The following is a 23,992-nucleotide window of genomic DNA, read 5'->3' on the forward strand; positions in this document are numbered from 1 at the left end:
CGCCGAGCGCGAGAATCTCGGGCGCAAGCAGAGGCTCGAGCGTGCGGAACACGCCCTCGCCGACGGCGAAAGCTTCGGCGCTTCGGTACCGTCGTTCGTCACGCCGGAGTTCGTGCGCGACGAAGTCGCGCGCGGGCGCGCCATCATTCCCTCGAACATCAACCATGCCGAGCTCGAGCCGATGATCATCGGCCGCAATTTCCTCACGAAGATCAACGCCAACATCGGCAATTCGGCGGTGACCTCCTCGGTCGAGGAAGAGGTGGAAAAGATGGTGTGGGCGATCCGCTGGGGCGCCGACACCGTGATGGATCTCTCCACCGGCCGCAACATCCACACCACGCGCGAATGGATTCTGCGCAATGCTCCGGTGCCGATCGGCACCGTGCCGATCTATCAGGCGCTGGAGAAGGTCGCCGGCGATCCGGTCAAGCTCGACTGGGAGGTCTACAAGGACACGCTGATCGAGCAATGCGAGCAGGGCGTCGACTACATGACAGTGCACGCCGGGGTGTTGCTGCGGTACATCCCGCTGACGGTCAACCGGGTGACCGGCATCGTCAGCCGCGGCGGCTCGATCATGGCCGCCTGGTGCCTCGCCCACCACGCTGAAAGCTTCCTCTACACGAACTTTGAGGAGCTCTGCGAGCTGCTCGGTGCCTACGACGTGGCGTTCTCTCTCGGTGACGGTTTGCGGCCAGGATCCATCGCGGACGCCAATGATGAGGCGCAACTGGCCGAATTACGCACGCTGGGTGAGCTAACTGAGGTCGCGTGGCGACACGATGTGCAGGTCATGATTGAGGGTCCAGGCCACGTGCCGATGCACAAGATCAAGGAAAACGTCGATCTGCAGATGGAGTGGTGCCACGAGGCCCCCTTCTACACGCTCGGGCCACTGACAACCGATATCGCCCCGGGCTACGACCACATCACCTCGGCGATCGGCGCCGCGATGATCGGGATGTACGGGACCGCGATGCTCTGCTACGTCACCCCGAAGGAGCATCTGGGCCTGCCCGACATGGACGACGTCAAGCAGGGCATGATCGCCTACAAGATCGCGGCCCACGCGGCAGACCTGGCCAAGGGCCATCCCGGCGCCCAGGCCTGGGACGACGCGCTGTCCGACGCGCGGTTCGAGTTCCGCTGGGAGGACCAGTTCAACCTGTCGCTGGACCCTTCCACGGCCCGTTCCTTCCACGACGAGACGCTGCCCGCCGCCCCGGCGAAGCAGGCCCACTTCTGCTCGATGTGCGGCCCGCATTTCTGCTCGATGCGCATTACGCACGAGATTCGCAACGCTGCTGAGATTCAGCACAGCGCGGGCGCCACAGTCAGGTAAGACTGTCGGTGTGCATGAGGCTGACGGTGACAACGCGGAGCAATGGCGGCTAAGCGCGGCAGACGGGGGTACGGAGCTCTGGCGTGACTGGGGCCCGTACCTCTCCGAGCGTGCGTGGGGAACCGTCCGGGAGGATTACAGCGCTGATGGCGATGCCTGGACGTACTTCCCCTTCGAACATGCCCGCTCGCGTGCCTACCGGTGGAGCGAGGACGGCCTCGCCGGCCTGAGCAACCACAACCAGGACTGGTGCTTCGCCCTGGCGTTCTGGAACGGCCGCGACCCCATCCTCAAGGAGCGCGCCTTCGGCCTGGGCAACGGCGAGGGCAACCACGGCGAGGATGCCAAGGATTACTGGTGGTACGAGGACGGCACGCCTACCGCCTCGTGGCTGCGCTGGCGTTACCACTACCCGCAGGCCGAGTTCCCGTACGCGCGGCTGCGCGCCGAGAACGCCGCGCGCGGCAAGGACGACACGGAGTTCGAGCTCATCGACACCGGCATCTTCGACGACGACCGGTACTTCATCATCACCGCCGACTACGCCAAGGCCGCCCCCGACGCCTATGCGGTGCGGATCACGGTGGAGAACGCCGGACCCGACCGCGCCACCCTGCACGTCCTGCCGCACCTCTGGTTCCGTGACATGTGGTCGTGGGGCCGCGCGCCCGACATCGAGGACGACCTGGACACCGTCGGACTGATGATCCGCGGCGAGCCGGGCCGCCTCACTGGGACGCACCCGCACACCGGCACGCTCGTCCTCCAGGACGTGCCAGCGCCCGGCTCCGCAGCGCTCGGAGCAGATGCGACCGCCCCGCCGCCGCTGATGTGCGATAACGAGACGAACGCCGCGCTGCTCTTCGGCGGCGAGAACCGCAACCCGTACACGAAGGACGGCATCGGCGACCACGTCGTGCACGGCACCGCCACCGTCAACCCGAACAACTGCGGCACGAAGGGCGCCCTGCACTACATCCTCGACCTCGCCCCGGGCGAGCGCCGCGAACTCGACCTCTGGCTCGCCGCCGCGGACTGCGAACTGCCGGACCACGCGCAGACGCTGGCCGACCGCGAGCGCGAGGCGGACGGCTTCTACGCCGCGATGACCCCGCCGGGTACCTCGCCCGACGACGCGAAGATCATGCGCCAGGCCTACGCCGGACTGGTCTGGTCGAAGCAGTTCTACCACTACGACGTGCACCGATGGATCAGCGGCGACCCGAGCCAGCCGCTCCCTCCGGACCACCGCGCGCACGACCGCAACGCCGGCTGGGGGCACTTCTGGGCGCGCGACGTCCTGCTCATGCCCGACCCCTGGGAGTACCCCTGGTTCGCCGCCTGGGACCTGGCCTTCCACTGCGCCGTGTACTCCGAGATCGACCCCGGATTCGCCCGCGCGCAGCTGATGACCTTCCTCTCCCAGCGCTACCTGCACCCGAACGGCCAGATGCCGGCCTACGAGTGGAACTTCGACGACGTCAACCCGCCGGTGCTGGCCTGGGCCGTGCTGCGGGTCTACTACGCGCAGCGGGACACCGAGTTCCTCAAGGCCTGCTTCCACAAGCTGCTGGCCAACTTCACCTTCTGGGTCAACCGCAAGGACGCCGGCCAGGACAACATCTTCGAGGGCGGATTCCTCGGCCTGGACAACATCGGCGTCTTCGACCGCTCCAACCTGCCGGTCGACGGCGTACTCGAGCAGTCCGACGGCACCGGCTGGATGGCCTTCTTCAGCCTCTGCATGCTGGTCATCTCGATCGAGCTGACCCTGCGCGAACCGGTGTACGAGGAGATGGCCTGCAAGTTCGCCGAGCACTACGCCTACATCGCGGCGGCCATCAACGACAGCGGGATCTGGGACGACGAGGACGGCTTCTACTACGACCGGCTGCGCCGCGACGGCTGCGATCCGATCGTCATGCGGGTGCGCTCCATGGTCGGCGTGGTCCCGCTGCTGGCTAGCTTCCCGGTCTCGACCAAGCTGCTCGAGCGGCTGCCGCGCTTCGCCGCCCACCTCGAGGAGTTCACCACGCGCCGGCCCGAATACGCCAAGGGGGTGCTCGGCCGCAAGCACGCCACCGGCGGCCTGGTCTTCTCGCTCGCCAACGACGAACAGGCCGCCCGGGTGCTCTCCCGCCTCGCCGATCCGGAGGAGTTCCTCTCGCCCTACGGCCTCCGCTCGCTCTCCATCCACCACCGCGACCACCCGTTCATGCTGGGCATCGACGGGGTGGACGCGAGCGTGGACTACGAGCCCGGCGAATCGCACTCCGGCATGTTCGGCGGCAACTCCAACTGGCGCGGCCCGGTCTGGATGCCGCTGAACTACCTGTTCCTGGAGGCGGTCTACCGGGTCGGCCCGGCGCTCGGCGTGGTCACCCACCCGGGAGAGGGCCGGATCGTGGTGGACCGGCCGATCTTCGCGGAGAACCTGCGGCAGCGGCTGATCGGGATCTTCCGGACCGATCCGAACGGGCGGCTCCCGGTGCTCGGCGACAACCCGCGACTGCAGGGCGACCCGCGCTGGCGGGACCGCCCGTGGTTCTACGAGTACTTCCATGCCGACAGCGGCGCCGGCCTGGGCGCCGCGCATCAGACCGGCTGGACCGCATTGATCGCTTCATTGATTCGTAACCCGACGTTGGGTTTTCCACCCTCCTGAGCTGGGCATGTCCCCAAAGACAGGGCGGGCAAGAGGCGCACTGGAGTGAAAACAGCGCTCGATGAGACTTCATCAGCGCTCTGCGCTCCGGGCCCGATTCTCGGGGACGGCGCAAGGTGAACAAGCACACTCAGGAGCGCATCGACGGCAGGGGGCACACCGTCCGGGAGCTGTTCACCGGGCGGCGCTACGGGCTCGAACACTACCAGCGGGAGTACGACTGGACCCGCACGCATGTGGGCGATCTGCTCCAGGATCTCTCCGCGCGGTTCTTCGAGCAGTGGCGCCCCGACCACGAGCGCGAGGACGTGGCCGACTACCGGCCGTACTTCCTCGGGCCGTTCGTCACGTACCCCGTGCCCGGGGTGTCGTACCTCGTCGACGGCCAGCAGCGGTTCACCACCCTGCTCCTGCTGCTCATCCACCTGCGGCACCGACTGACCGACCAGGAGGACCACGCCGGGGCGGCGGTCCTGGACAACATGATCTGCACGGTCCAGTACGGCGTGCCGACCTTCACGGTGCACGTGGACGAGCGCGAGCCGGCCCTGCGCGCGCTGCGGGCCGGGCGCGACTTCCCGGTCACCGAGCTGACCCCGCTGGCGGTGCGCACCATCTGCCAGCGCTACCGGGAGTTGGTCGAGGACTTCCCGGCCCCGCTGCGCGGCGAGGCGCTGCCGTTCTTCGTGGACTGGCTGCTCGAGCGGGTCTTCCTGGTCGAGATCACCGCCCGAGACCGGGAGAACGGCTGGGAGATCTTCGAGTCGATGAACGACCGGGGCGCCCGGCTCACCCCGCTCGACCTGCTCAAGTCCTTCCTGCTCTCGCGCGCGGACAAGGACCACAGCGCGGTCAACGCGATCTGGCGGCGCACCATGTCGCAGCTCGCGGCGACCGACGACCAGGCGCCGGGGGACTACATCAAGACCCTCCTGCGGGCCCGGTACGCCCCCTCCGACGCGGCCACCGCGGAGCGGATCTCCACCGCGTACCACGAGTGGGTACGGCAGAACACCGACGCGGTCGGCCTGGTGCGCCCGCGCGACTACCGGGTGTTCATCCGCGACACCATCAGGCCCCTGGCGGACCGCTACCGCGCCCTGGTCGAGGCCTGCGCCGCGCCGGTCAAGGGTCTGGAGCCGGTGTTCTACAACGCCGCCAACGGCTTCCCGCACCAGCTCACCCTGATCATGGCGGCGATCAGCCCGAACGACTCGGACACCGCGTTCCGGGAGAAGGCCCGCTTGGTCGCCGCGTTCTGCGACCTGCTGCTGGCCCGGCGGATGGCGAACTACGCGCCGCTGCAGTCCGGTGACCTGACGGCTCAGGTTAATGCACTGATAGAGCCACTGCGGGCCGCGCAAGGCCTGGAGGCGGTGCGCACCCTGCTGGCCACCGCGGTCGCATCAGTCGAGCACACCTTCGGCGGCCTGGAGACCTTCGGGTTGCGCTCGGACAACCGCAAGCAGGTGCGGTATCTGCTGTCCCGGATGACCGGGTGGGTGGAGGCCCAGTGCGGCCAGCCCGACCTGATCGCGGACTACCTCGGCTTCGGCCCGACCGGCCGCCCGTACGAGATCGAGCACATCTGGGCGGACCACTTCGGCCCTTACGCCGAGGAGGCCGGCACCCCGGAGCGCTTCCGCATGGTGCGCAACCGCTTCGGCGCGCTCCTGCTGCTGCCCAAGGAGATCAACGCGGCGTTCCGGGACGACCCGTACTCGCTCAAGGCCGAGCACTACCGGGCACAGAACCTGCTGGCCCGCTCGCTGCACCCGCTGTGCTACGAGCGCAACCCCTCGTTCCGGCGGTTCATGCTGCGCAACGGGCTCGCCGAGTTCTTCCGGCCGTACCCGCACACCTTCGGCATCACGTCGATCACCGAGCGCCAGCGTCTTTACCGTGCGCTGTGCGAGCGGATCTGGGATCCTGCCCGACTCGGTCTGGTCGTGCCGGAACCCGCGGCAGTGTAGGAGGGCTTCGAAGAGTGTCTAAGGCGGTCTAAGAGCTCGGCTGTACCTGTGCAGTCCTAGCCGCTTAGCCGCTTATTCGCGCGCCTAAGGCAGCTGCGAAGGCACCGAAGGTAGCGCGGAGACGAGGCACGGGCCGCCCAGGAACACCCCAGTGTCCAGGTTCACCGCGTAGCCGCCCGCGTACACCAGAGGGCCCGTCACCTGCGACGGCTCGATGCCGAGCAGCAGCGGAATCGGCGAGTGCCCGTGCACGATCTGGCGCGCGCCGAACACCCGCAGGAACTCGCGCGCGGCCGGGCCGTCGTCGGAGGCGAAGGCGAACCGCTTCGTCATCAGATGCGTGAGGTGGTCGATCTCCTCGACGTCCACGGGGTCCGTCAGCAACTGGCCGATCGACTCGTTGACCGACTTGACGCTGTCGCCGTACTCGAGGTACCCGACCGTGTCGGCGTGCATCAGCAGGTGGTCGCCGGACCGGGCCATCGCCGGCAGCCCGGCGATCCACTCCAGATGCGCGTCGGTCAGCCGATTCGAGTCCCGGTCCTGGCCGCCGTTGCCGAACCAGCGCTCGCGGAAGAGCGCGTGCGCGTCCGGAACGTCCTCCTCGCGCACCACGCGCAGCCGGTACCCGTCCGGCAGGTGAGCCGCGAACAGCATCAGCTCGTGGTTCCCGAGCAGGCAGCCCACCGTCCCGCCGTGGTCCGCCGCCTGCTCCTGGAGGGACATGACCAGGTCCAGCACCCCGACCCCGTCCGGCCCGCGGTCCGTCAGATCCCCGAGGAACCACAGCCGGGCGTCGTCGGCGATCCACCGTGCCCGCTCGTCGATGAATCCGACGCGGATCAGCGCCTCGCGCAGCGGGCCGAGACAGCCGTGGACATCGCCCACAGCAGCGGTCGTCACGGCGTCGACGTCGGCCGGCGGCGTCCCCGTGGCGCCGGGGTCGGACAGGTCAACCATGAGATGTGAGGGTAGTGGTCGGGAGCGGTCTTCCGGTATCCCTGCCGCGTGTCGCCCAAGAGCGCTAACGTGCTCGTGGGGGTTTGGCCAGAAGGATGCGATTGGGGCGCCGCGCACGTTTTCGCCGCGGGCACGACGCCGGCCGATCCTGTAGCTGGGAGGTCGCCGATGGCGGTCAGCCGACTGCCGCGTCAGGGAACCGCGCCGCGTGCGGGACAGAGCCTGCACGCCGCCTATGCCATGCGAAACGACGCCTGGATCGGGCAGCGGCGGCGCGCCGTGGCGCTGTCCGCGGTCTGGTGGGTGCCGGCCATCGTGGCGCTGGGCGCGGTCGTGGGTGTCGGCACGCGCATCCCGGTGTTCGGCGTGATCTTCATCGTGCTGGCGATCTGGGCCGTGCTCGACGTGATGTTCCGCAAGCCGGACCGGTTGGTGCGGGTGCGCGAGCGGGCCGCCGCCGAGTCCGGGACGGGCAAGTTCCTGCGCGCGATAGAGATCCGCGGCGGGGCAAAGGTGCTGCACGACCGGCTGCTGACCGCGGTCGCCGATCCGTTCGAGGCCGAGCACGTGGTCATCTCCCCGCGCGGGGTGTTCCTGATCGACTCCAAGCAATGGCGCGGGCAGGCGGTGCGCATGGTCGGGCCCGACATGTACGTCGACCACACCGACCAGACGACGATGTTCAAGCAGCTGGTCGAGCACGCCCGGGTACTGGGCGACGCGCTGACCACGGCCGCCGCGCGGGACGAGGAGGTCGGGGTGGTGTCGGTCACTCCGGTGCTCGCCGTGCACGCCGACGACCTGCACGGCACCCCGCGCAACATGCAGGGGGTGATCGTGGTGACGCCGGCTCAGCTGGCCGAGACGCTGCGCTCTCCCGACATCCGCTGGTCTCCCCAGGCCGTGGCCAGCCTGGGCGAAGCCGCCGACCTGCTGTTGATACGCAAGGACCCGGCCGCCACGCCCTGACCGGCGACCGCCTCGCGCGCCCGGAGCCTCGGCCGCCACGGCGCGCGATGAAGCGATCTTCCGCACGACGTACGCTGACGACAGCAGTTGTTTACAGCGGTTGTTTTCGGTGCACCTGCATGTGCGGACTCGGGAGAGTGATCGACGGTGACGGCGAGCGGTACGGAAGCGAAGCGAGAGCCTGCGGCGACACCCCGGCTGCGCGAGGCGGTCGGCGGGCTGCCCGCGTACAAGGCCGGCAAGGCTCCGGCACCCGGCGGGGAGACCTTCAAGCTCGCCTCGAACGAGAACCCGTACCCACCGCTGCCCGGCGTGCTCGAGGCGGCGATCGGGGCGGCCGGCTCGTTCAACCGCTACCCGGACTTCGCCTGCTCGAACCTGCTCGAGGAGCTGGCCGCCGCCTACGACGTCCCGGTCGACCACATCGCGGCGGGCACCGGCTCGGTCGGCGTCGCCCAGCAGCTGCTCCAGGTGGCCGCGGGCCCGGGCGACGAGGTGATCTTCGCCTGGCGTTCCTTCGAGGCCTACCCGATCCTCACCCAGATCGCCGGGGCGACCGCGGTCATGGTCCCGCTGCGCGATGAGCGCCACGACCTGGACGCCATGGCCGCCGCGGTCACGGGCCGCACCCGGCTGATCTTCGTGTGCACCCCGAACAACCCCACCGGCGCCGTGGTGCACCGCGACGAGCTTGAGCGCTTCCTCGACCGCGCGCCTGATGACGTGCTCGTGGTCATCGACGAGGCCTACACCGAGTTCGTCCGCGACCCCGAGTGCGTCGACGGCTTGGAGCTGTACCGCGAGCGGCCGAACGTCTGTGTCCTGCGGACCTTCTCGAAGGCTTACGGCCTGGCCGGGCTGCGCGTCGGTTTCGCCGTCGCGCACCCCCCGGTGGCCACCGCCCTGCGCGCCTGCGCCGTGCCGTTCGGGGTCAGCTGCGTCGCGCAGGCCGCCGCCGTCGCCTCGCTGCACGCCCGCCCCGCCCTGATGGAGCGGGTCGAAGCGCTCGTCGCCGAGCGCACCCGGGTGGTGGGCGAGCTGCGCCGCCGCGGCATCGCCGTCCCCGACACCGAGGCCAACTTCTACTGGCTGCGCCTCGGCGACCGCACCGCGAAATTCGCCGCCGCGTGCGAGGAGGCCGGGGTCACCGTGCGTCCGTTCGGCGACGAGGGCGTCCGGGTGACGATCGGCGAGCCGAAGGCGAACGACCTGGCGATCTCGCTCGCCGTCGACTATGCCTAGAGCGACACTTCAAGTTCTTGGCGCACGATTAGTGGCGGGGGCACTGTTCCAAGCCCGGAACCGGTCGGTAACGTGACCTCGTCACCGCGCTCCACCGGCCGACACCCCGGAACCGGCGCCCAGCGATCCTGAAGTGCGGTGATCCGGCAACCACCAGATGACCGCGCCCGGCGATCCCGGAGCGCGGATGCGGCCGGCGACGACACGGCGGGATTCCCGCGCCGGCGCCGCGGCCGGCCGCATCGAGGACACACTGCGGAGGAACCCGTGGTCCTCGCCGAGGATGAGGAGTAGTGAGGAACGTGACCACACGGACCCCGGCGCGCTCCCGCCGGGCCGCCAGAGGCGAGCCCGAGACGCGGCCCGCCCCCGCCCCGATCGACGCGCCTGTCCCGACCGACGACGGTGACGGGCTCGAACTCGTCCAGCTGCTCAGCACCGAGGGCGAGCGCATCGCACATCCGGACTATCCGCTGGAGATCTCGGCCGAGGAGGCCAGGTCGCTGTACCGCGACCTCGTGCTGGTCCGCCGGGTCGACACCGAGGGCACCGCCCTCCAGCGCCAGGGCGAGCTGGGCCTGTGGGCCTCGCTGCTCGGCCAGGAGGCGGCCCAGGTCGGCTCGGGCCGCGCGCTGCGGCCGGGCGACTTCGCCTTCCCGACCTACCGCGAGCACGGCGTGGCCTGGTGCCGCGGCGTCCCGCCGGTGAACCTGCTGGGCATGTTCCGCGGGGTCAACAACGGCGGCTGGGACCCGGCCGAGAAGAACTTCAACCTCTACACGATCGTCATCGGCTCGCAGACCCTGCACGCGGTCGGCTACGCGATGGGGATACAGCGCGACGGCTCCGACGACGCCACGATCGCCTACTTCGGCGACGGCGCGTCCTCGCAGGGCGACGTGAACGAGGCCTTCGTCTTCGCCGCCTCGTACAACGCCCCGGTGGTCTTCTTCTGCCAGAACAACCAGTGGGCGATCTCCGAGCCGACCGAGCGCCAGAGCCGGGTCCCGCTGTACCGGCGCGCCTCAGGCTTCGGCTTCCCCGGCATCCGGGTCGACGGCAACGACGTGTTCGGCTGCCTCGCGGTGACCCGCGCCGCCCTCGAGCGCGCCCGGACCGGCAACGGCCCGACCCTCATCGAGGCGTACACGTACCGCATGGGCGCGCACACCACCTCGGACGACCCGACGCGTTACCGCGGCAACGACGAGGTCGAGCTGTGGCGTTCGCGCGACCCGATCCAGCGGCTGCGCAAGTACCTGAACCGGGAGGGCGCCGCGGACGAGGCGTTCTTCGCCGGGATCGAGGCGGAGGCCGACGAGCTGGCCACCGAGGTGCGCGCGGCCTGTCTGGCGCTGCCCGACCCGGATCCGCTGTCCATGTTCGACTACGCGTACACCGCGCCGCACCACCAGGTGACGGCCGAGCGGAAAGAGCTCAGCGAGTATCTCGCCGGATTCGGGGACCAGGAGGCGGCGCGGTGACCAGTACCGGGACCAACACCAGTACCGGAACCAACACGGTGACCCTCGCCAAGGCCCTGAACACGGGCCTGCGCCGGGCCATGGAGCGCGATCCTAAGGTCCTGCTGATGGGCGAGGACATCGGAAAGCTCGGCGGCGTCTTCCGGGTGACGGACGGCCTGCAGAAGGACTTCGGCGAGGCCCGGGTGATCGACACCCCGCTGGCCGAGTCCGGCATCATCGGCGCCGCGGTGGGACTGGCCCTGCGCGGCTACCGGCCGGTCTGCGAGATCCAGTTCGACGGCTTCGTCTTCCCCGCCTACGACCAGATCACCACCCAGGTGGCCAAGCTGCACGCGCGCTCGCTCGGCAAGGTGCGGATGCCGATGGTGATCCGCATCCCGTTCGGCGGCGGCATCGGCGCGGTCGAGCACCACTCCGAGTCCCCCGAGGTCCTGTTCGCGCACACCGCGGGCCTGCGGGTGGTCGCCTGCTCGAACCCGGTGGACGGCTACTGGATGATCCAGCAGGCGATCGAGTCCGACGACCCGGTGATCTTCTTCGAGCCCAAGCGCCGCTACTGGGACAAGGCCGAGCTCGACGAGTCGGTCGCGCAGGCGCCGCGCCCGCTGGACCGCGCCGCCGTGGTGCGCCCGGGCACCGACCTCACCCTCGCGACGCTCGGCCCGATGGTGCGCACCTGCTTGGACGCGGCACGCGCCGCGGAGGAGGAGGGCCGCTCGCTCGAGGTGATCGACCTGCGCACGATCTCCCCGCTGGACGTGGACACGGTCGCGGAGTCGGTGCAGCGCACCGGCCGACTGGTGGTCGTGCACGAGGCCCCGGTCTTCTACGGCCTCGGTGCGGAGCTCGCCGCGCAGATCACCGACCGGTGCTTCTACCGGCTCGAGGCCCCGGTCGGCCGGGTGGGCGGCTTCCACACGCCGTATCCGCCGTCCCGGATAGAAGAGATCTACCTGCCCGACCTGGACCGTGTGCTCGACGCCGTCGACCGCGCGTTCGAGCACTGAGACGAGGGGCGCATGGCCGTCAAGCAATTCCGGCTGCCCGACGTGGGCGAGGGGCTGACCGAGGCGGAGATCCTCGGCTGGAGCGTCGCGGTGGGCGACGAGGTGAAGGTCAACCAGGTCCTGGTGGAGATCGAGACCGCGAAGGCGGCGGTGGAGCTGCCGTCGCCGTACGCGGGCGTGGTGCGTGAACTGCTGGTCGAGGCCGGCAGCACGGTGGACGTCGGCACGCCGATCATCTCGATCGAGACCGCCGACGCCGAGCCCGGCGCCCCCGCGGGCGACAGCGGATCGTCCACCGGAGCAGAGAAGCGCGAGCCGGTCCTGGTCGGTTATGGCGTCGCGCACGGCTCCACGAAGCGCCGCGCGCGCAAGCCCGCGCCCGGTTCTGGGGCAGCTGCGCCATCCGGTGGTGCTGTCGCAACGGCGTCAGCTCCGAGTCCGGCTGCTCCTGTCGCCCCGGTCGCTCCTGCCGCCGTCCCGGTACCGGCTCCGGTTGCTCAGGCTTCCGCGATCGCGGCGGCTCCCGAGCCGATCACCACCAAGCCCACGTTCGTCCTGGCCAAGCCGCTGGTTCGCAAGCTGGCCAAGGATCTCGGGGTGGATCTGACCACGATCACGCCCGAGCGCGAGGACGGCGTGATCACCCGTGAGCAGGTCGAGCGGGCCGCCGTGCGCAGTACCGCTCCGGCTGCCGCTGCTCCGTCCCGGCTCGCCCCGCTGCCCGAGACGCGCCGCGTCCCGATCAAGGGCGTGCGAAAGGCGACCGCGGCCGCGATGGTCTCCTCGGCGTTCACCGCGCCGCATGTGACCGAGTTCCTGACGCTCGACGTGACCCGCACGGTAAAGCTCGTCGCGCGGCTCAAGGAACTGCCCGAGTACGCGGACGTCAAGGTCTCCCCGCTGCTGCTGGTCGCCAAGGCGCTGCTGCTCGGCGTGGCCAAGCACCCCGACGTCAACGCCTCGTGGGATGAGCTGGCGCAGGAGATCGTGATCCACGGCTCAGTGAACCTCGGTATCGCCGCCGCCACCCCGCGCGGCCTCGTGGTGCCGAACATCAAGTCCGCCGAGCGGCTCACACTGCACGATCTGGCGGTCGCCCTCGGCGAACTGACCGCCACCGCGCGCGCGGGCAAGACGGCGCTCGAGGACCTGACCGGCGGCACGATCACGATCACCAACGTCGGGGTGTTCGGGGTGGACACCGGCACGCCGATCATCAACCCGGGCGAGGCCGCGATCCTCGCGTTCGGTGCGATCAAGCAGCAGCCCTGGGTGCACAAGGGCAAGATCAAGCCGCGCTGGGTCACCACCCTCGGGCTTTCCTTCGACCACCGGATGATCGACGGCGAGCTCGGCTCGAAGTTCCTGCGCGACGTTGGCCGGGTGCTGGAAGATCCGGTAGCTTCGCTGGTGTGAAGGTAGCCCTGGTCCAGCTTGATTCCGACCCGGACCGCGAGCCGCAGGCGTCACGCGAGGCGGCGGCGGTCCGGGTCGGCGAGGCAGCCGCGGATGGCGCCCGGCTCGTTGTCCTGCCGGAGTTGTGGCTGCACGGCGCATTCGACGCAGAGCCCTGGCCCAAGACCGCCGAGCCGCTGGACGGCGAGACGGCAGCGGCCATGCGGCAAACGGCCTCAGTGCACGGAATCGTCTTGCACGCCGGTTCCATCGTCGAGCGCGTGCCCGAGGGAGAGTTCTACAACACCTCGCTGGTGCTCGGGCCCGAAGGCCAGGATCTGGCCGTCTACCGCAAGATCCACCGCTTCGGCTTTGACCAGGGCGAGGCCGCCTTCATGTCCGCCGGGCGGGATCTGGTCACTTTCGACGTGCTCGATGACGCCGCCGGCCGGCTCACCAGGGTCGGCCTGGCCACCTGTTACGACCTGCGTTTCCCGGAAATGTTCCGCAAGCTGGTCGACGCCGGGGTGCAGACCGTGATCATCCCGGCCGCCTGGCCCGCCCGACGCCGGGAGCACTGGCGCATCCTGCTGCAGGCGAGGGCGATCGAGAACCAGGTCTACGTACTCGCCTGCGTGGCCGTCGGCACCCAGGCCGGTCTGGACATGTCCGGCCATTCCATGGTGATCGACCCGTGGGGTGCGATCCTCGTGGAGGGCGGCGAGGGCGAGCAGATCATTCACGCCGACATCGACCTGGGCTTGGTCGACGAGACCCGCGACCGTTTCCCCGTCCTTCGCGATCGCCGTCTTTGATCCGACGCTGTATCTGATCAGACGCCGCCTCTGATCCACACAACCTCTGATCCAACGCAGCATTTGATCGACCCCTGTCTCTCCACGATCAGACCTCTGCCAGCCGCGCGAACACCCCGGCCTTCTCCATGGACCCATACGCGATCGGCGATTGCGGATGATCGGCCGCCCACAGCGCCGACTCGACCTCGCGCGCCAGGGCCCACGCCGCCAGCCGTCGCACGTCCTCTCCGACCACATCAGCGACCAGGGTGAAACGCTCGGCCAACACGCACAACGGATCCGGATGCGCGAACGGCTCGTCGATCTGCGCCAGCAACGGCCACGGATCGTATCCCGGGTCTCCGATCATCGGCTTGGCGTCGATCGCGAGCCAGGGCCGACGCCGCGCGCTCAGCACATTGCCCGGGTTGAAGTCGCCGTGCACGATCACCATACGCGGCGCCGTCGCAGGCAACTCGCGCAGCAGCCGCGCGCCGAGCGCCACAAGTCCGGGATCGAAGTCGGGCTTCAGCCGATCCATCCGCTCCTCGACCAGGTCGGCCCACTCCGCCGTGACATCGGCGACGCGCTCGAGGCCGGACTGCTCCGGCACCGGCACCGACCACAGCTCATCCAGCAGCCGCGCGCCGATCTCCAAGCGCTCGCGCGGGTCGAGGTGGTCCGCGTCGCCCAGCGCCCCGCCCGGCTCGCACCGCTCTACCAGCACCGCCAACCGCTCGCGGTCCTCGCGCAGCAGGCGAACGACGCCGCGTCCGTCCCATAACCGGAGACCTTCGGCCTCACCCATCGCCTCCCGATGCGGCCAGGTGATTTTGAGCACGGCGGGTTCGCCGTCGGGCGGCCACGCGGGCGCGACCCACGAACAGCTTCCGCCGTGGAACGGGGCGCCGAGGCGAAGCGACCAACGCTCGCGCAGCTCCTCGATCACCTGCGAAAGCCCGGCCAGCCACGCGGGGCCGCCGTCGTGCTCGCTGACGGTCGCCACGACGGGAAGCGAGGAGGGGATCAGCTCGGCATCCACGTGTTCTCCCGTCGGAAAGGTGTTCACACCAGTTCGCCTAGGATCGGACTATGGCACCTTCGAGGCAACCGCGCGTGCGTGCGCCGCAGCTGACCGGCCGGGGCTGGCTCAACACCCCGGGGAACGCGGCGCCGGACCTGTCCGGGAAGATCGTTCTGCTCGACTTCTGGACCTTCTGCTGCGCGAACTGCCTGCACGTGCTCGACGAACTGCGCGAGCTGGAGCACGAGTTCGCGGACGTGCTCGTCGTGGTCGGGGTGCACTCGCCCAAGTTCGTGCACGAGGCCGACCGCGACGCGCTGATCGACGCCTGCGAACGCTACGAGGTGCGCCACCCTGTCCTCGACGACCCCGAGCTGTCCACGTGGAAGGCCTACGCGGTGCGCGCCTGGCCGACTCTCAGCGTCATCGATCCGACCGGCTACATCGTCGCCCAGATGTCCGGCGAGGGCCACGGCCACGGACTGCGCGCGCTGATCGCGGAACTCAGCGCCGAGCACGAAGCCAAGGGGACGCTGCGGCGCGGCGACAGTCCCTACACCCCGCCTGAGCCCGAACCCACCGAGCTACGCTTCCCGGGCAAGGTCGTCGCATTGCCAGAAGGCACGTTCCTGGTCTCGGACACGACGCACCACCGCGTGGTCGAACTCGCCGCCGACGGTGAAACGGTGCTGCGCCGCTTCGGCTCGGGGAAGCGCGGGTTCGCCGACGGAAAGGCCGACGAGGCCACGTTCAGCGAACCCCAGGGGCTGTGCCTTCCCAGCCCGCACGTCGCCTTCGTTGCCGACTCGGTCAACCACGCCCTGCGCGCGATCAACCTTGACACTGGGGAGGTGACCACCCTCGCCGGCACCGGGCGCCAGTGGTCACAGGGCTCTGTAACGAGCGGCCCGGCCCTCGAGGTCGACCTGTCGAGCCCCTGGGACCTGGCACTGGTCGACGGCCGCGTGCTGATCGCCATGGCCGGGATCCACCAGCTGTGGAGCTACGACCCGTACTTCGAAACGGTCCAGGCCATAGCGGGCACGACGAACGAGGGCCTCGTCGACGGCCCGATGGCAGAGGCCTGGTTCTCGCAGCCCTCGGGTCTCACCGTTGACGCCGACGGTCGCGTGTGGATCGCGGACTCCGAATCGTCGGCGCTGCGCTTCATCGAGGACGGACAAGTACGCACCGCGGTCGGCCAGGGCCTGTTCGACTTCGGGCTGCGCGACGGTGACGCCGACCAGGCACTCTTCCAGCACCCGCTCGGCGTCACCGCCCTGCCCGACGGCTCCATCGCGGTCAGCGACACCTACAACGGGGCGATCCGCCGCTACGACCCCGCCACGAACCAAGTCAGTACCCTAATCACCGGTCTGCGCGAACCCTCCGACGCGGTCGTGGTGGACGGGGACCTGCTCGTGGTCGAGTCGGCCGCGCACCGGCTGACCCGTGTCCGCCTGCCCGAGGAAGCCCTGCACGTCGAATCAAACGCGTACCGCACCCAGCGCCCCGCGAACGACGTGGCCCCCGGAGAGCTCGCCCTCACAGTGGTCTTCGAACCCCCGCCAGGCCAAAAGCTCGACGATCGCTACGGCCCCTCCACCCAGCTCGTGGTCGACGCATCCCCGCCCGAGCTGCTGATCAGCGGAGCCGGTCGCGACTCCGCGCTCGAACGAAGACTCATCCTCAGCGACGAGGTCGAATCAGGGGTCCTCCACGTCTCGGCCAAGGCAGCATCCTGCGACGAACTGCCAGAAGGCGCCGACCCGGCCGAGTTCTTCCCCGCCTGCCACGTGCACCAACAGGACTGGGGCATCCCAGTCCGTCTCGCGCCCGGCGCCGCAACCCGCCTGCCGCTGATCCTCCGTGGCGAAAGCTAGCCGCGTCCGCGGCTCATCATCCTGAGTCACCGATAGCGGCCCGGCTCCGTGCGAGCCGGGCGACACCGCACTTCGGGCGCGCCTACTCCAGGTGTAGGAACGCGGTGAGAGCGGCGGCCAGGCGCCAGGGATCGTCGGCGCCGCAGAGCTCGCGGGCCGAGTGCATCGAGAGCGCCGGGACGCCGATGTCGAAGGCTGCGATGCCGAGGCGGGAGGCGGCCAGGGGGCCGATCGTGGTGCCGCATGGCTGGTCGTTGCGGGAGACGAAGGTCTGCCACGGGACGCCGGCCGCCTCGCAGGCCCGTGCCCACACCGCGCGGGTCGCGCCGTCCGTGGCATAGCGCTGATTCAGGTTCACCTTCAGCACCGGGCCGCCGTTCGCCCGCGGCCGGTGGCCCGCGTCGTGCCGCTCCGGGTAGTTCGGGTGCACTGCGTGGGCTAGGTCTGAGGACGCCATCACCGAGCCGGCGTAGGCGCGCGCGCGGGCGTCCACTCCGCCGCCGCGCGTCTCGACCAGCCGCTCCAGGACGGTTTCCAGGAACGGCCCCAGCGCGCCGGTCGTGGACACCGACCCGGCCTCCTCGTGGTCCATCGCGGCCAGGACCGGGATCGGACCGTCGTCCAGCCCTTCCTCGACCGCCGTGACCATGGCCACGACGCCGGCGTGCACGGACATCAGGTTGTCCAGCCGCGAGGCGGTGATCATGTCGGCGTCCCGGCCGACGTATGCCGGCGCGGCCACGTCGTGCAGCATGAGGTCCCAGCCGAGCACCGCGGCGGGCCGCAGCCCGTACTCCGCCGCCACGAACTCGATCAGCTCGCCTCGAACCGGCTCGCCCAGGCCCCAGACCGGGGTCAGGTGGACCTGCGGATTCAGCTTCAGCCCCTCGCCGTTCACGCCGCGGTCCAAGTGCACCGCGAGCTGGGGCACCCGCAGCAGCGGCCGGTCGATGTTGACCAGCAGTTCGTCGCCGTTGCGCAGGCTCAGCCGCCCGGCCAGCCCCAGGTCCCGGTCCAGCCAGGTGTTGTACAGGGTGCCGCCGTAGACCTCGACCGCGACCTGCCGCCAGCCCGCCGATCCGGTGTCCGGGATCGGCTTGACGCGTAGGTTCGGCGAATCGGTGTGCGAGCCGATCAGCCGGAACGGCCGGGACGCCTCCGCCCCCGGCGGCAGGTACCACGCCACCATGGCCCCGCCGCGGATCACATACTGCCCGCCCGCCTGAGCGTCCCAGGCCGCCGTCTCGGACAATCGCCGGAAGCCGGCCTTGTCCAGCAGTTCCGCCGCCTGCGCCACCGCGTGGTACGGGGTGGGTGAGGCGGCCAAGTATGTTAAGAGGCTGTCGGTATACGCGCGGTCGAACGTGGCCATGCGCCCAGCTTAAGGCCCCGTACCGGACGATCGCTAAGCACCCTTGAGCGAGAGTCGACCTGGTGCGGTGCCGGGCGGTGGGCTGCCGCAGTCAGCGCTCAATCGCGTGGGAGTCGGAACGGGGCGGGCAGCAGCAGTTCGACGTTCCGGTCGGCGAGGGCGCCCCGGCGGCCGTCCACGCCGGGCACCGGACGCGCCCGGCTCTGCCAGTCGTTGAGGCCCAGTTCCCGGGAGAGCGCCGCGAGCGCCTCGGGACTGTTCGCCCCGTGCACGGCCCCCTCCGCCCCGATGTCGGCGTGGTCGATGATCGTGCCGAACACCGACAGCGTCCCGTCACAGTTGTCGACCAGCTCCACGAGACGCGCCTGCTGCGGCCAGTCCACGTGCGAAGCCGTGTTCAGCTCCCAGAAACCACCGGGCACCGGCGACTCGGGGTGGCGGCTGTGCGGCATCACCTTGTTGATGTGCGTGTGGCCGTTGACCCAGAGCACGACGTTGGGGAACCGGAGCAGCAGGTCCGTGACGGTCCCGCCGAGCACCCGGTGCTCGCCCGGCTCGCTCAGCCAGTTGTCCATGGTTTCCGCGGTGTGGTGGCTGAAGATCACCACGTAGCGGTCCACCCCGGCGCCCTGCACGAGCTCGCCGGTCTCCGACAGGTACCGCGTCGCGACGGCGATCAGCTCGCTCTCGAGCCACAGGAACTGCTTCTCGTCCAGCGAGCCGTTCGGGCCGCCGTACGGGTTGACCGTGTCCAGCACCAAGCAGCGCACCGGTCCGACGTCGAAGCCGTAGTACGCGGTCTGCTCGGTCAGGTTCTCCGGGGTGAAGCCGTGCCCGGCCGGGACGCCCTGGGTGGTGAAGTGCTCGCCGACCCAGTCCATCCGGTGCAGCATGCGCCGCCCCGGATCCGGGGTCACCGTCCGGAAGTCGCCGCCGAGCAGGATCTCCGCCGCGTGCGGGGAGGCACGCAGCAGGTCCACCGCCAGGTGCACCAGATCGGTGTCGGTGGGCAGCTCGACCGCCTTATGATCGCCGGCTGCGTACTCTTCGCTGCCCTCGACGTGCGGAATGTTGCCCTGAATCATCGCGTCGTGGTTGCCCCACGCCGAGTACCACGGCAACGGTCTGCCTTCGGCCATGCGCAGACCCGGGCTCTCGAAGGGCGCCCGCGCGGCGTCGAGAAGCCCCGGGACCACCGGAAATCCGTACAGCGCGCGTGGCGTGTCGTCCTGCGCGCCGGGGGGCGTCCCCTCCGGGTGCCAGTAGCGGACGTCGTACTTCACCCAGTCGGCCACGCCCTCGTACTTGTCCAGGTCGCCGGAGTCGGGTGTCAGCCGACCCCCGTCGAGCACGTCGACCAGCCAGCGGACCTCGTTGTGCTGGGTGTTGTCCGCGCTGTCGCCGGTCGCGACGGCGAAGGCCAGCGGCGCGCCGAAGGCCGGTCCGTGCCCGATCCGGTTGATCCGCCGCACCATCGCGCCGGCCACCTGCACGGTGAGCATCTCCTGCGGGCGATACGACCCGGTGATGTTCGCCAGCCCGGTGAAGCGCGACCCGGGGTCGTTGTACCGGTCGAGGAACTCGACCCGCGCCGGGGACTGGTCGTCGACCAGGTGGATGTCGGTGAGGTGCGCGAAGGCCATGATCGGGGTGCGCACGGCGGCGCTGGCGATGGCCCCGGCGACGACGGCCTCCGCGAGCAGCGGCTCTCCGGGCTTTCCGGCGGCGGCCGCCATCGTCGGGGGGCGCGTCGCCAGTTCCTCGCGGATCAGGTGCGGCTCGCCCGGCCCGGCCACGATCGGCCGGTAACCGCCGCTTCCGGCGGGGCCGGCCACCAGCGTGCGCTCCAGCGTCGTGCCCGCGGGCGCCACCGGCGCGAAGCCGGTTTCGGCGCGCGTCACCGCGACGACCGCGACCGAGGGCTTCTTGCCCAGCCGCGTGAGCATCCTGACGAACCCGAGAAAGAGTCGCATCACGGCAGGCACGATACGCGGCTGCGCGGCGGCATGCGTGCGAAAGCGCGCCAAAGCGAACCGGGCCCGCCAAAGCGAACCAGGCCCCTGAAGGAGCTCATCCCTTCGGGGCCCGGCCCGCACAGCCCGATCACCGATCCGCTGTCCGCGAACTCGACCGGGCGCTCATGGGCGCTCCTCCACGGTAACTCCGCGGACGCGTCAATGCTGCGCACGCATACGCCCGTCAAACGACCGGACCGCCGTGCGGCCGGATCGTGACTCGGCGCGGTGCGGCGCGGGCACTCTCGCGGGAGCCCTAGAGCGCGCTCGAGGCCTCGGTCGAGTTCGCGGCGCTCAACTGCGCCGTTCCGCGGCGGGGCTTAGACAGGAGGGCGCCAGATCAGAATGCCTCTTCCGGCACGTCCAGCAGCGCCAGGTCGGTGGCCTCAACGATCGCCCGCTGCGCGGCGAGCAGCGGCAGCACATTCTTGACGAACCAGCTCGCCGCGGCGATCTTGCCGGTGTAGAACGCCTTGTCCTTGGCCGACGCGGTGGCGGACTTCTCCAGCGCGACCGCGGCCTGGCGCAGCAGCAGCCAGCCGATCACGAGCTCGCCCGCGGCGAGCAGCATCCGGGTGGTGTTCTGGCCGGCCACGTGGATCTGCCGGGGGTCCTCCATCGCCTTGGCGGCTTGGCCGAACAGCGCGTTGGCGATGCCCTCGGCGTCGACCGCGGCCGCAGCCAGACACCGCCGCTCGGCCCTCAGCGCGTCCCCGCCGGGCTTCGCCTCGAGGAAGGCGACGATCTCGTCCTTGATGTGGGACAGCGCCTGCCCCTGATCCTTGACGATCTTGCGGAAGAAGAAGTCGAGGCCCTGGATCGCCGTGGTGCCCTCGTACAGGGTGTCGATCTTGGCGTCCCGGATGTACTGCTCGATCGGGTAGTCCTGCAGGTAGCCGGAGCCGCCGAAGATCTGCAGCGACTGCGCCAGCTGCTCGTAGGACTTCTCCGAGCCGTAGCCCTTCACGATCGGCAGCAGGAAGTCGTTGATCCGCTCGGCCAGCTCGTCCCGGCCGCCCTCCTGCCGGGCCGAGTGCACCCGGTCCTGCCAGCTCGCCGCGTAGAACACCAGGGCGCGCATGCCCTCGGCGTAGGCCTTCTGCTGCATCAGCAGCCGACGCACGTCCGCGTGGTGGGTGATGGTGACGCGCGGCGCGGCCTTGTTCGTCGACTCCGGCAGGTCGGCGCCCTGCACCCGGGTCTTGGCGTACTCCAGCGCGTTGAGGTAGCCGGTGGACAGCGTGGCGATCGCCTTGGTGCCGACCATCATGCGCGCCATCTCGATGATCTCGAACATCTGCGCGATGCCGTTGTGCACCTCGCCGACCAGCCAGCCCTTGGCCGGGCGGTCCGCGCCGAAGGTGACTTCGCAGGTGGTCGAGACCTTCAGGCCCATCTTGTGCTCGATGTTGGTGACGTAAGCGCCGTTGCGCTCGCCCAGCTCGCCGGTGTCCCAGTCGAAGTGGAACTTCGGCACGATGAACAGCGACAGGCCCTTCGTGCCGGGGCCGTGGCCCTCCGGCCGGGCCAGCACGAGGTGGACGATGTTGTCCGACAGGTCGTGCTCGCCGCTGGTGATGAAGCGCTTGACGCCCTCGATGTGCCAGGAGCCGTCGGGCTGGGGGATCGCCTTCGTGCGGCCCGCGCCGACGTCCGAGCCGGCGTCCGGCTCGGTCAGCACCATGGTCGAGCCCCACAGGTTCTCCGTCATCCGCTGGGCGACCTTGCGCTGCTCCTCGGTGCCCAGCTCCCAGATGATCCGGGCGAAGTCGGGGCCGGCCGAGTACATCCAGATCGCCGGGTTCGCGCCGAGGACCAACTCGCCGATCGCCCAGCGCAGCGAGGGCGGGCAGGGGGTGCCGCCCAGGCCCTCGGGCAGGCCGAGCCGCCAGTACTCGGTGTCCATGTAGGCCTTATAGGACCGCTTGAAGGACTCGGGCAGGCTGGCCGAGTGCTCGGACGGCTCGAAGACGGGAGGGTTCCGGTCCCCGTCGGCGAAGGACTCGGCCAGCTCCGTGGTCGCGAGTTTCTCCATCTCCGTCAGGATCGTACGCGCGGTCTCCTCGTCCACCTCGGGAAACGCGGTCGAGCCGAAGTGCCCGCCGTCGAACACCTCGAAGAGGTTGAACTCGATGTCACGGAGGTTGGACTTGTAGTGCCCCATGGCGTGGTCCTTTGCGTCCTCGGCTACCTGCGAGTAGAACTAGTCGGTAACTTCATGATGCTACTCATGGGTAACTTCCCGCAAGCAGCAGTGTCGTCCCGGCCGGCCGCGGACAGGCTGGGGCCGGGCGGCCGCGAGCGCCTTTCCGCCACCCGAGGCCTTAGCCGCTAGGGCGTCCACCACTGTCCCGGTTGTCCGCAGTGCGGTACCTCACCGCCTAAGTTCTTCCGATTAGCCCTAAGGTGTCCAAGCCCGCTTGTGGCCCGCTACGCTCGTGGATTGTGTATGGCTATAACGGCGAAGATCCCACGGGCGGCCAAGTCCTCCAGCCCTCGCTGACGGACGCCGTGCGCGCCTTCACCTCCGGTGCCATCGGCCCCGAGGATTTCCACGCCGTTTTCACCACCTGCAAGGTCTTCTGCCCGCGCGGCGACCGGCCCGGCTTCCTGGCCCTGCACGACACGCCCCAGCCGGTGATCCCGATGTTCTCCTCGCTGGTCGAGCTGCGCCGCTACTCGGGCGAGCAGTCCCGCTATTTCACCGTCACCGGCGCCGAGGTGCTGGACCTGCTTCCGACCGGATACGGCATCGTGCTCGACATCGAAGGCGAGCACCGGGTGGTCTTCGACGCCCAAGCCATCGAGCAGATGATCGACTACACGATGAAGCGGATGTACGGCTAGTCATCGCCGCACGTGCAGGCGTACGGTGCAGTCAGTCCGTCAACTGACGCGCACTCAGGGGGAGATCCATGCCGGACCGGTCCGCGCTTGACGAGCCGTTTCTCATCAACGAACTGATCAAACGGCGGCTGGGCAGCAGCCCGCACGCCACCGCCGTGGAATGCGGCACCCACCAGCTGACCTGGCGCCGGCTCGACGCCCGCATCCGCCACCTGGCCTGCGGCCTTCGCGCGTCGCGGATGCAGCCGGGGGAGCGCTTCGCTGTCCTCGCCCATAACCACCCGGCCTGCCTCGAGGCCATGTTCGCCGCCGCGCTCACCGGGACCACCGCGGTCATCCTGGACTGGCGGCTGCCCGAGGACGACATCGTGCAGATTCTGCAGCGCGAACAGGTCCGGCTGCTGTTCGTCGGCGGCGAGTTCGCCGACCTGCTCGAGCGGGTCCGGCCGCAGCTCGACGACCTCGACACGGTGGTCATGGTCGGCCGGCCGAGCAACGACCCGCACGGCACCGACGACTACGAGCTCTGGCTGGAGCTGCACGAGACCGGCGAGGGCATGTACGAGGCGGCGAAGTACCGGCCGAGCGTCGATGACGCGGTGCTCCAAGCGCACCCGGAGGAGGGACGCGCGCACGTCGCCTTCAGCCACCGAGCGCTGCACCGCGAGGTCGCGGCCGTAACGCCTGAGCCGGGCGACCCGCACATCGTAACGTCGCCGCTTTACCTCCTCGAGGGCGTCCGCGAAGCGCTGCACGGTATCCGCCATGGCTCGCGCACCGTACTGCTCCGTCCGTAACTGATAGGCCGTCCGACACGCGGCTTATGCCGGGATTCCGCTGATCCTATGATCGGCGACCTATGTTGTAACGCGTGGCCTTTCGATCATGGCGCATGCGGCGGTGCGACCTCTCCGTCGCTACCGCCGTTGCCTGTGTCATCGCCTGTACCACGCTCATCGCGCCGGCCGTCGCGGCGACCGCGCACAGCGCCACGCATCGTGCCCACCACCC

The 23,992-nt window shown here is 69.7% G+C and carries 16 protein-coding genes and 1 pseudogene; 12 read left to right on the plus strand and 5 right to left on the minus strand.

The annotated features are described in order from the left end of the window. The 3 genes and pseudogenes from thiC to VGZ32_RS07480 all read left to right on the plus strand — a co-directional run. Positions 1-1,309: pseudogene (gene thiC, locus VGZ32_RS07470) on the plus strand (phosphomethylpyrimidine synthase ThiC); the annotation flags it as partial. 46 nt (positions 1,310-1,355) lie between these two features. Continuing rightward, on the plus strand, positions 1,356-4,010 hold the full coding sequence (locus VGZ32_RS07475; RefSeq protein ID WP_326885125.1) for an MGH1-like glycoside hydrolase domain-containing protein: 2,655 nt from the start codon (positions 1,356-1,358) through the stop codon (positions 4,008-4,010). A 116-nt stretch (positions 4,011-4,126) separates the two neighbouring features. Next, positions 4,127-5,983 (plus strand): DUF262 domain-containing protein, encoded by a 1,857-nt coding sequence (locus VGZ32_RS07480; RefSeq protein ID WP_326885126.1) that lies wholly within the window; start codon positions 4,127-4,129, stop codon positions 5,981-5,983. 84 nt (positions 5,984-6,067) lie between these two features. Here VGZ32_RS07480 and VGZ32_RS07485 read toward each other — a convergent pair whose 3' ends face one another. Beyond that, the gene (locus VGZ32_RS07485) at positions 6,068-6,943 is read right to left on the minus strand and encodes a metallophosphoesterase family protein (RefSeq protein ID WP_326885127.1); all 876 of its coding nucleotides are present in this window, start codon (positions 6,941-6,943) and stop codon (positions 6,068-6,070) included. A 168-nt stretch (positions 6,944-7,111) separates the two neighbouring features. Between VGZ32_RS07485 and VGZ32_RS07490 the strand changes: the two genes are divergently transcribed. The 6 genes from VGZ32_RS07490 to VGZ32_RS07515 all read left to right on the plus strand — a co-directional run bounded on the left by VGZ32_RS07490 (position 7,112) and on the right by VGZ32_RS07515 (position 13,858). Then, positions 7,112-7,912 carry a nuclease-related domain-containing protein gene (locus tag VGZ32_RS07490; RefSeq protein WP_326885128.1) on the plus strand — a complete coding sequence of 267 codons (801 nt, stop codon included), beginning with the start codon at positions 7,112-7,114 and terminating at the stop codon, positions 7,910-7,912. 147 nt (positions 7,913-8,059) lie between these two features. Beyond that, the gene (gene hisC / locus VGZ32_RS07495; RefSeq protein ID WP_326885129.1) at positions 8,060-9,154 is read left to right on the plus strand and encodes a histidinol-phosphate transaminase; all 1,095 of its coding nucleotides are present in this window, start codon (positions 8,060-8,062) and stop codon (positions 9,152-9,154) included. Between the two features lie 302 nt (positions 9,155-9,456). Next, positions 9,457-10,638, plus strand: a complete 1,182-nt coding sequence (gene pdhA, locus VGZ32_RS07500; protein ID WP_326885130.1) for a pyruvate dehydrogenase (acetyl-transferring) E1 component subunit alpha — start codon at positions 9,457-9,459, stop codon at positions 10,636-10,638. A gap of 38 nt (positions 10,639-10,676) precedes the next feature. Continuing rightward, positions 10,677-11,648, plus strand: coding sequence for an alpha-ketoacid dehydrogenase subunit beta (locus VGZ32_RS07505; RefSeq protein WP_349263530.1), 972 nt, complete (start codon positions 10,677-10,679; stop codon positions 11,646-11,648). Between the two features lie 12 nt (positions 11,649-11,660). After that, positions 11,661-13,064, plus strand: coding sequence for a dihydrolipoamide acetyltransferase family protein (locus VGZ32_RS07510; RefSeq protein WP_326885132.1), 1,404 nt, complete (start codon positions 11,661-11,663; stop codon positions 13,062-13,064). After that, positions 13,061-13,858, plus strand: coding sequence for a carbon-nitrogen family hydrolase (locus VGZ32_RS07515; RefSeq protein WP_326885133.1), 798 nt, complete (start codon positions 13,061-13,063; stop codon positions 13,856-13,858). Before VGZ32_RS07510 ends, VGZ32_RS07515 begins: the two co-directional genes overlap by 4 nt. 88 nt (positions 13,859-13,946) lie before the next feature. On the opposite strand, the gene VGZ32_RS07520 is transcribed toward VGZ32_RS07515, so the two are convergent. Further along, on the minus strand, positions 13,947-14,882 hold the full coding sequence (locus tag VGZ32_RS07520; RefSeq protein ID WP_326885134.1) for an aminoglycoside phosphotransferase family protein: 936 nt from the start codon (positions 14,880-14,882) through the stop codon (positions 13,947-13,949). 50 nt (positions 14,883-14,932) lie between these two features. On the opposite strand from VGZ32_RS07520, the gene VGZ32_RS07525 reads away from it, so the two are divergent. Next, a complete protein-coding gene (locus VGZ32_RS07525) occupies positions 14,933-16,747 on the plus strand; it encodes an NHL domain-containing thioredoxin family protein (RefSeq protein WP_326885135.1) in 1,815 nt (604 codons plus the stop codon). Positions 16,748-16,829: 82 nt separating this feature from the next. Here the strand turns inward: VGZ32_RS07525 and VGZ32_RS07530 are convergent, their stop codons facing one another. From VGZ32_RS07530 to VGZ32_RS07540, 3 genes are all read right to left on the minus strand, one after another. Next, entirely contained in the window at positions 16,830-18,119 is a 1,290-nt protein-coding gene (locus VGZ32_RS07530; RefSeq protein WP_326885136.1) for a M18 family aminopeptidase, read from the minus strand. A 98-nt stretch (positions 18,120-18,217) separates the two neighbouring features. Beyond that, complete coding sequence (locus VGZ32_RS07535; RefSeq protein WP_326885140.1) at positions 18,218-20,092, minus strand: TIGR03767 family metallophosphoesterase; 1,875 nt, start codon at positions 20,090-20,092, stop codon at positions 18,218-18,220. Between the two features lie 382 nt (positions 20,093-20,474). Beyond that, on the minus strand, positions 20,475-22,298 hold the full coding sequence (locus VGZ32_RS07540; RefSeq protein ID WP_326885137.1) for an acyl-CoA dehydrogenase: 1,824 nt from the start codon (positions 22,296-22,298) through the stop codon (positions 20,475-20,477). Positions 22,299-22,579: 281 nt separating this feature from the next. Here VGZ32_RS07540 and VGZ32_RS07545 point away from each other — a divergent pair, with 281 nt between their 5' ends. Continuing rightward, entirely contained in the window at positions 22,580-22,981 is a 402-nt protein-coding gene (locus VGZ32_RS07545; protein ID WP_326885138.1) for an SseB family protein, read from the plus strand. 68 nt (positions 22,982-23,049) lie between these two features. Next, on the plus strand, positions 23,050-23,778 hold the full coding sequence (locus VGZ32_RS07550; protein ID WP_326885139.1) for a class I adenylate-forming enzyme family protein: 729 nt from the start codon (positions 23,050-23,052) through the stop codon (positions 23,776-23,778). Positions 23,779-23,992 lie beyond the last annotated feature (214 nt).

This window comes from Actinocrinis sp., from assembly GCF_035938995.1.
Taxonomy (GTDB): Bacteria; Actinomycetota; Actinomycetes; order Streptomycetales; family Catenulisporaceae; genus DASZGI01.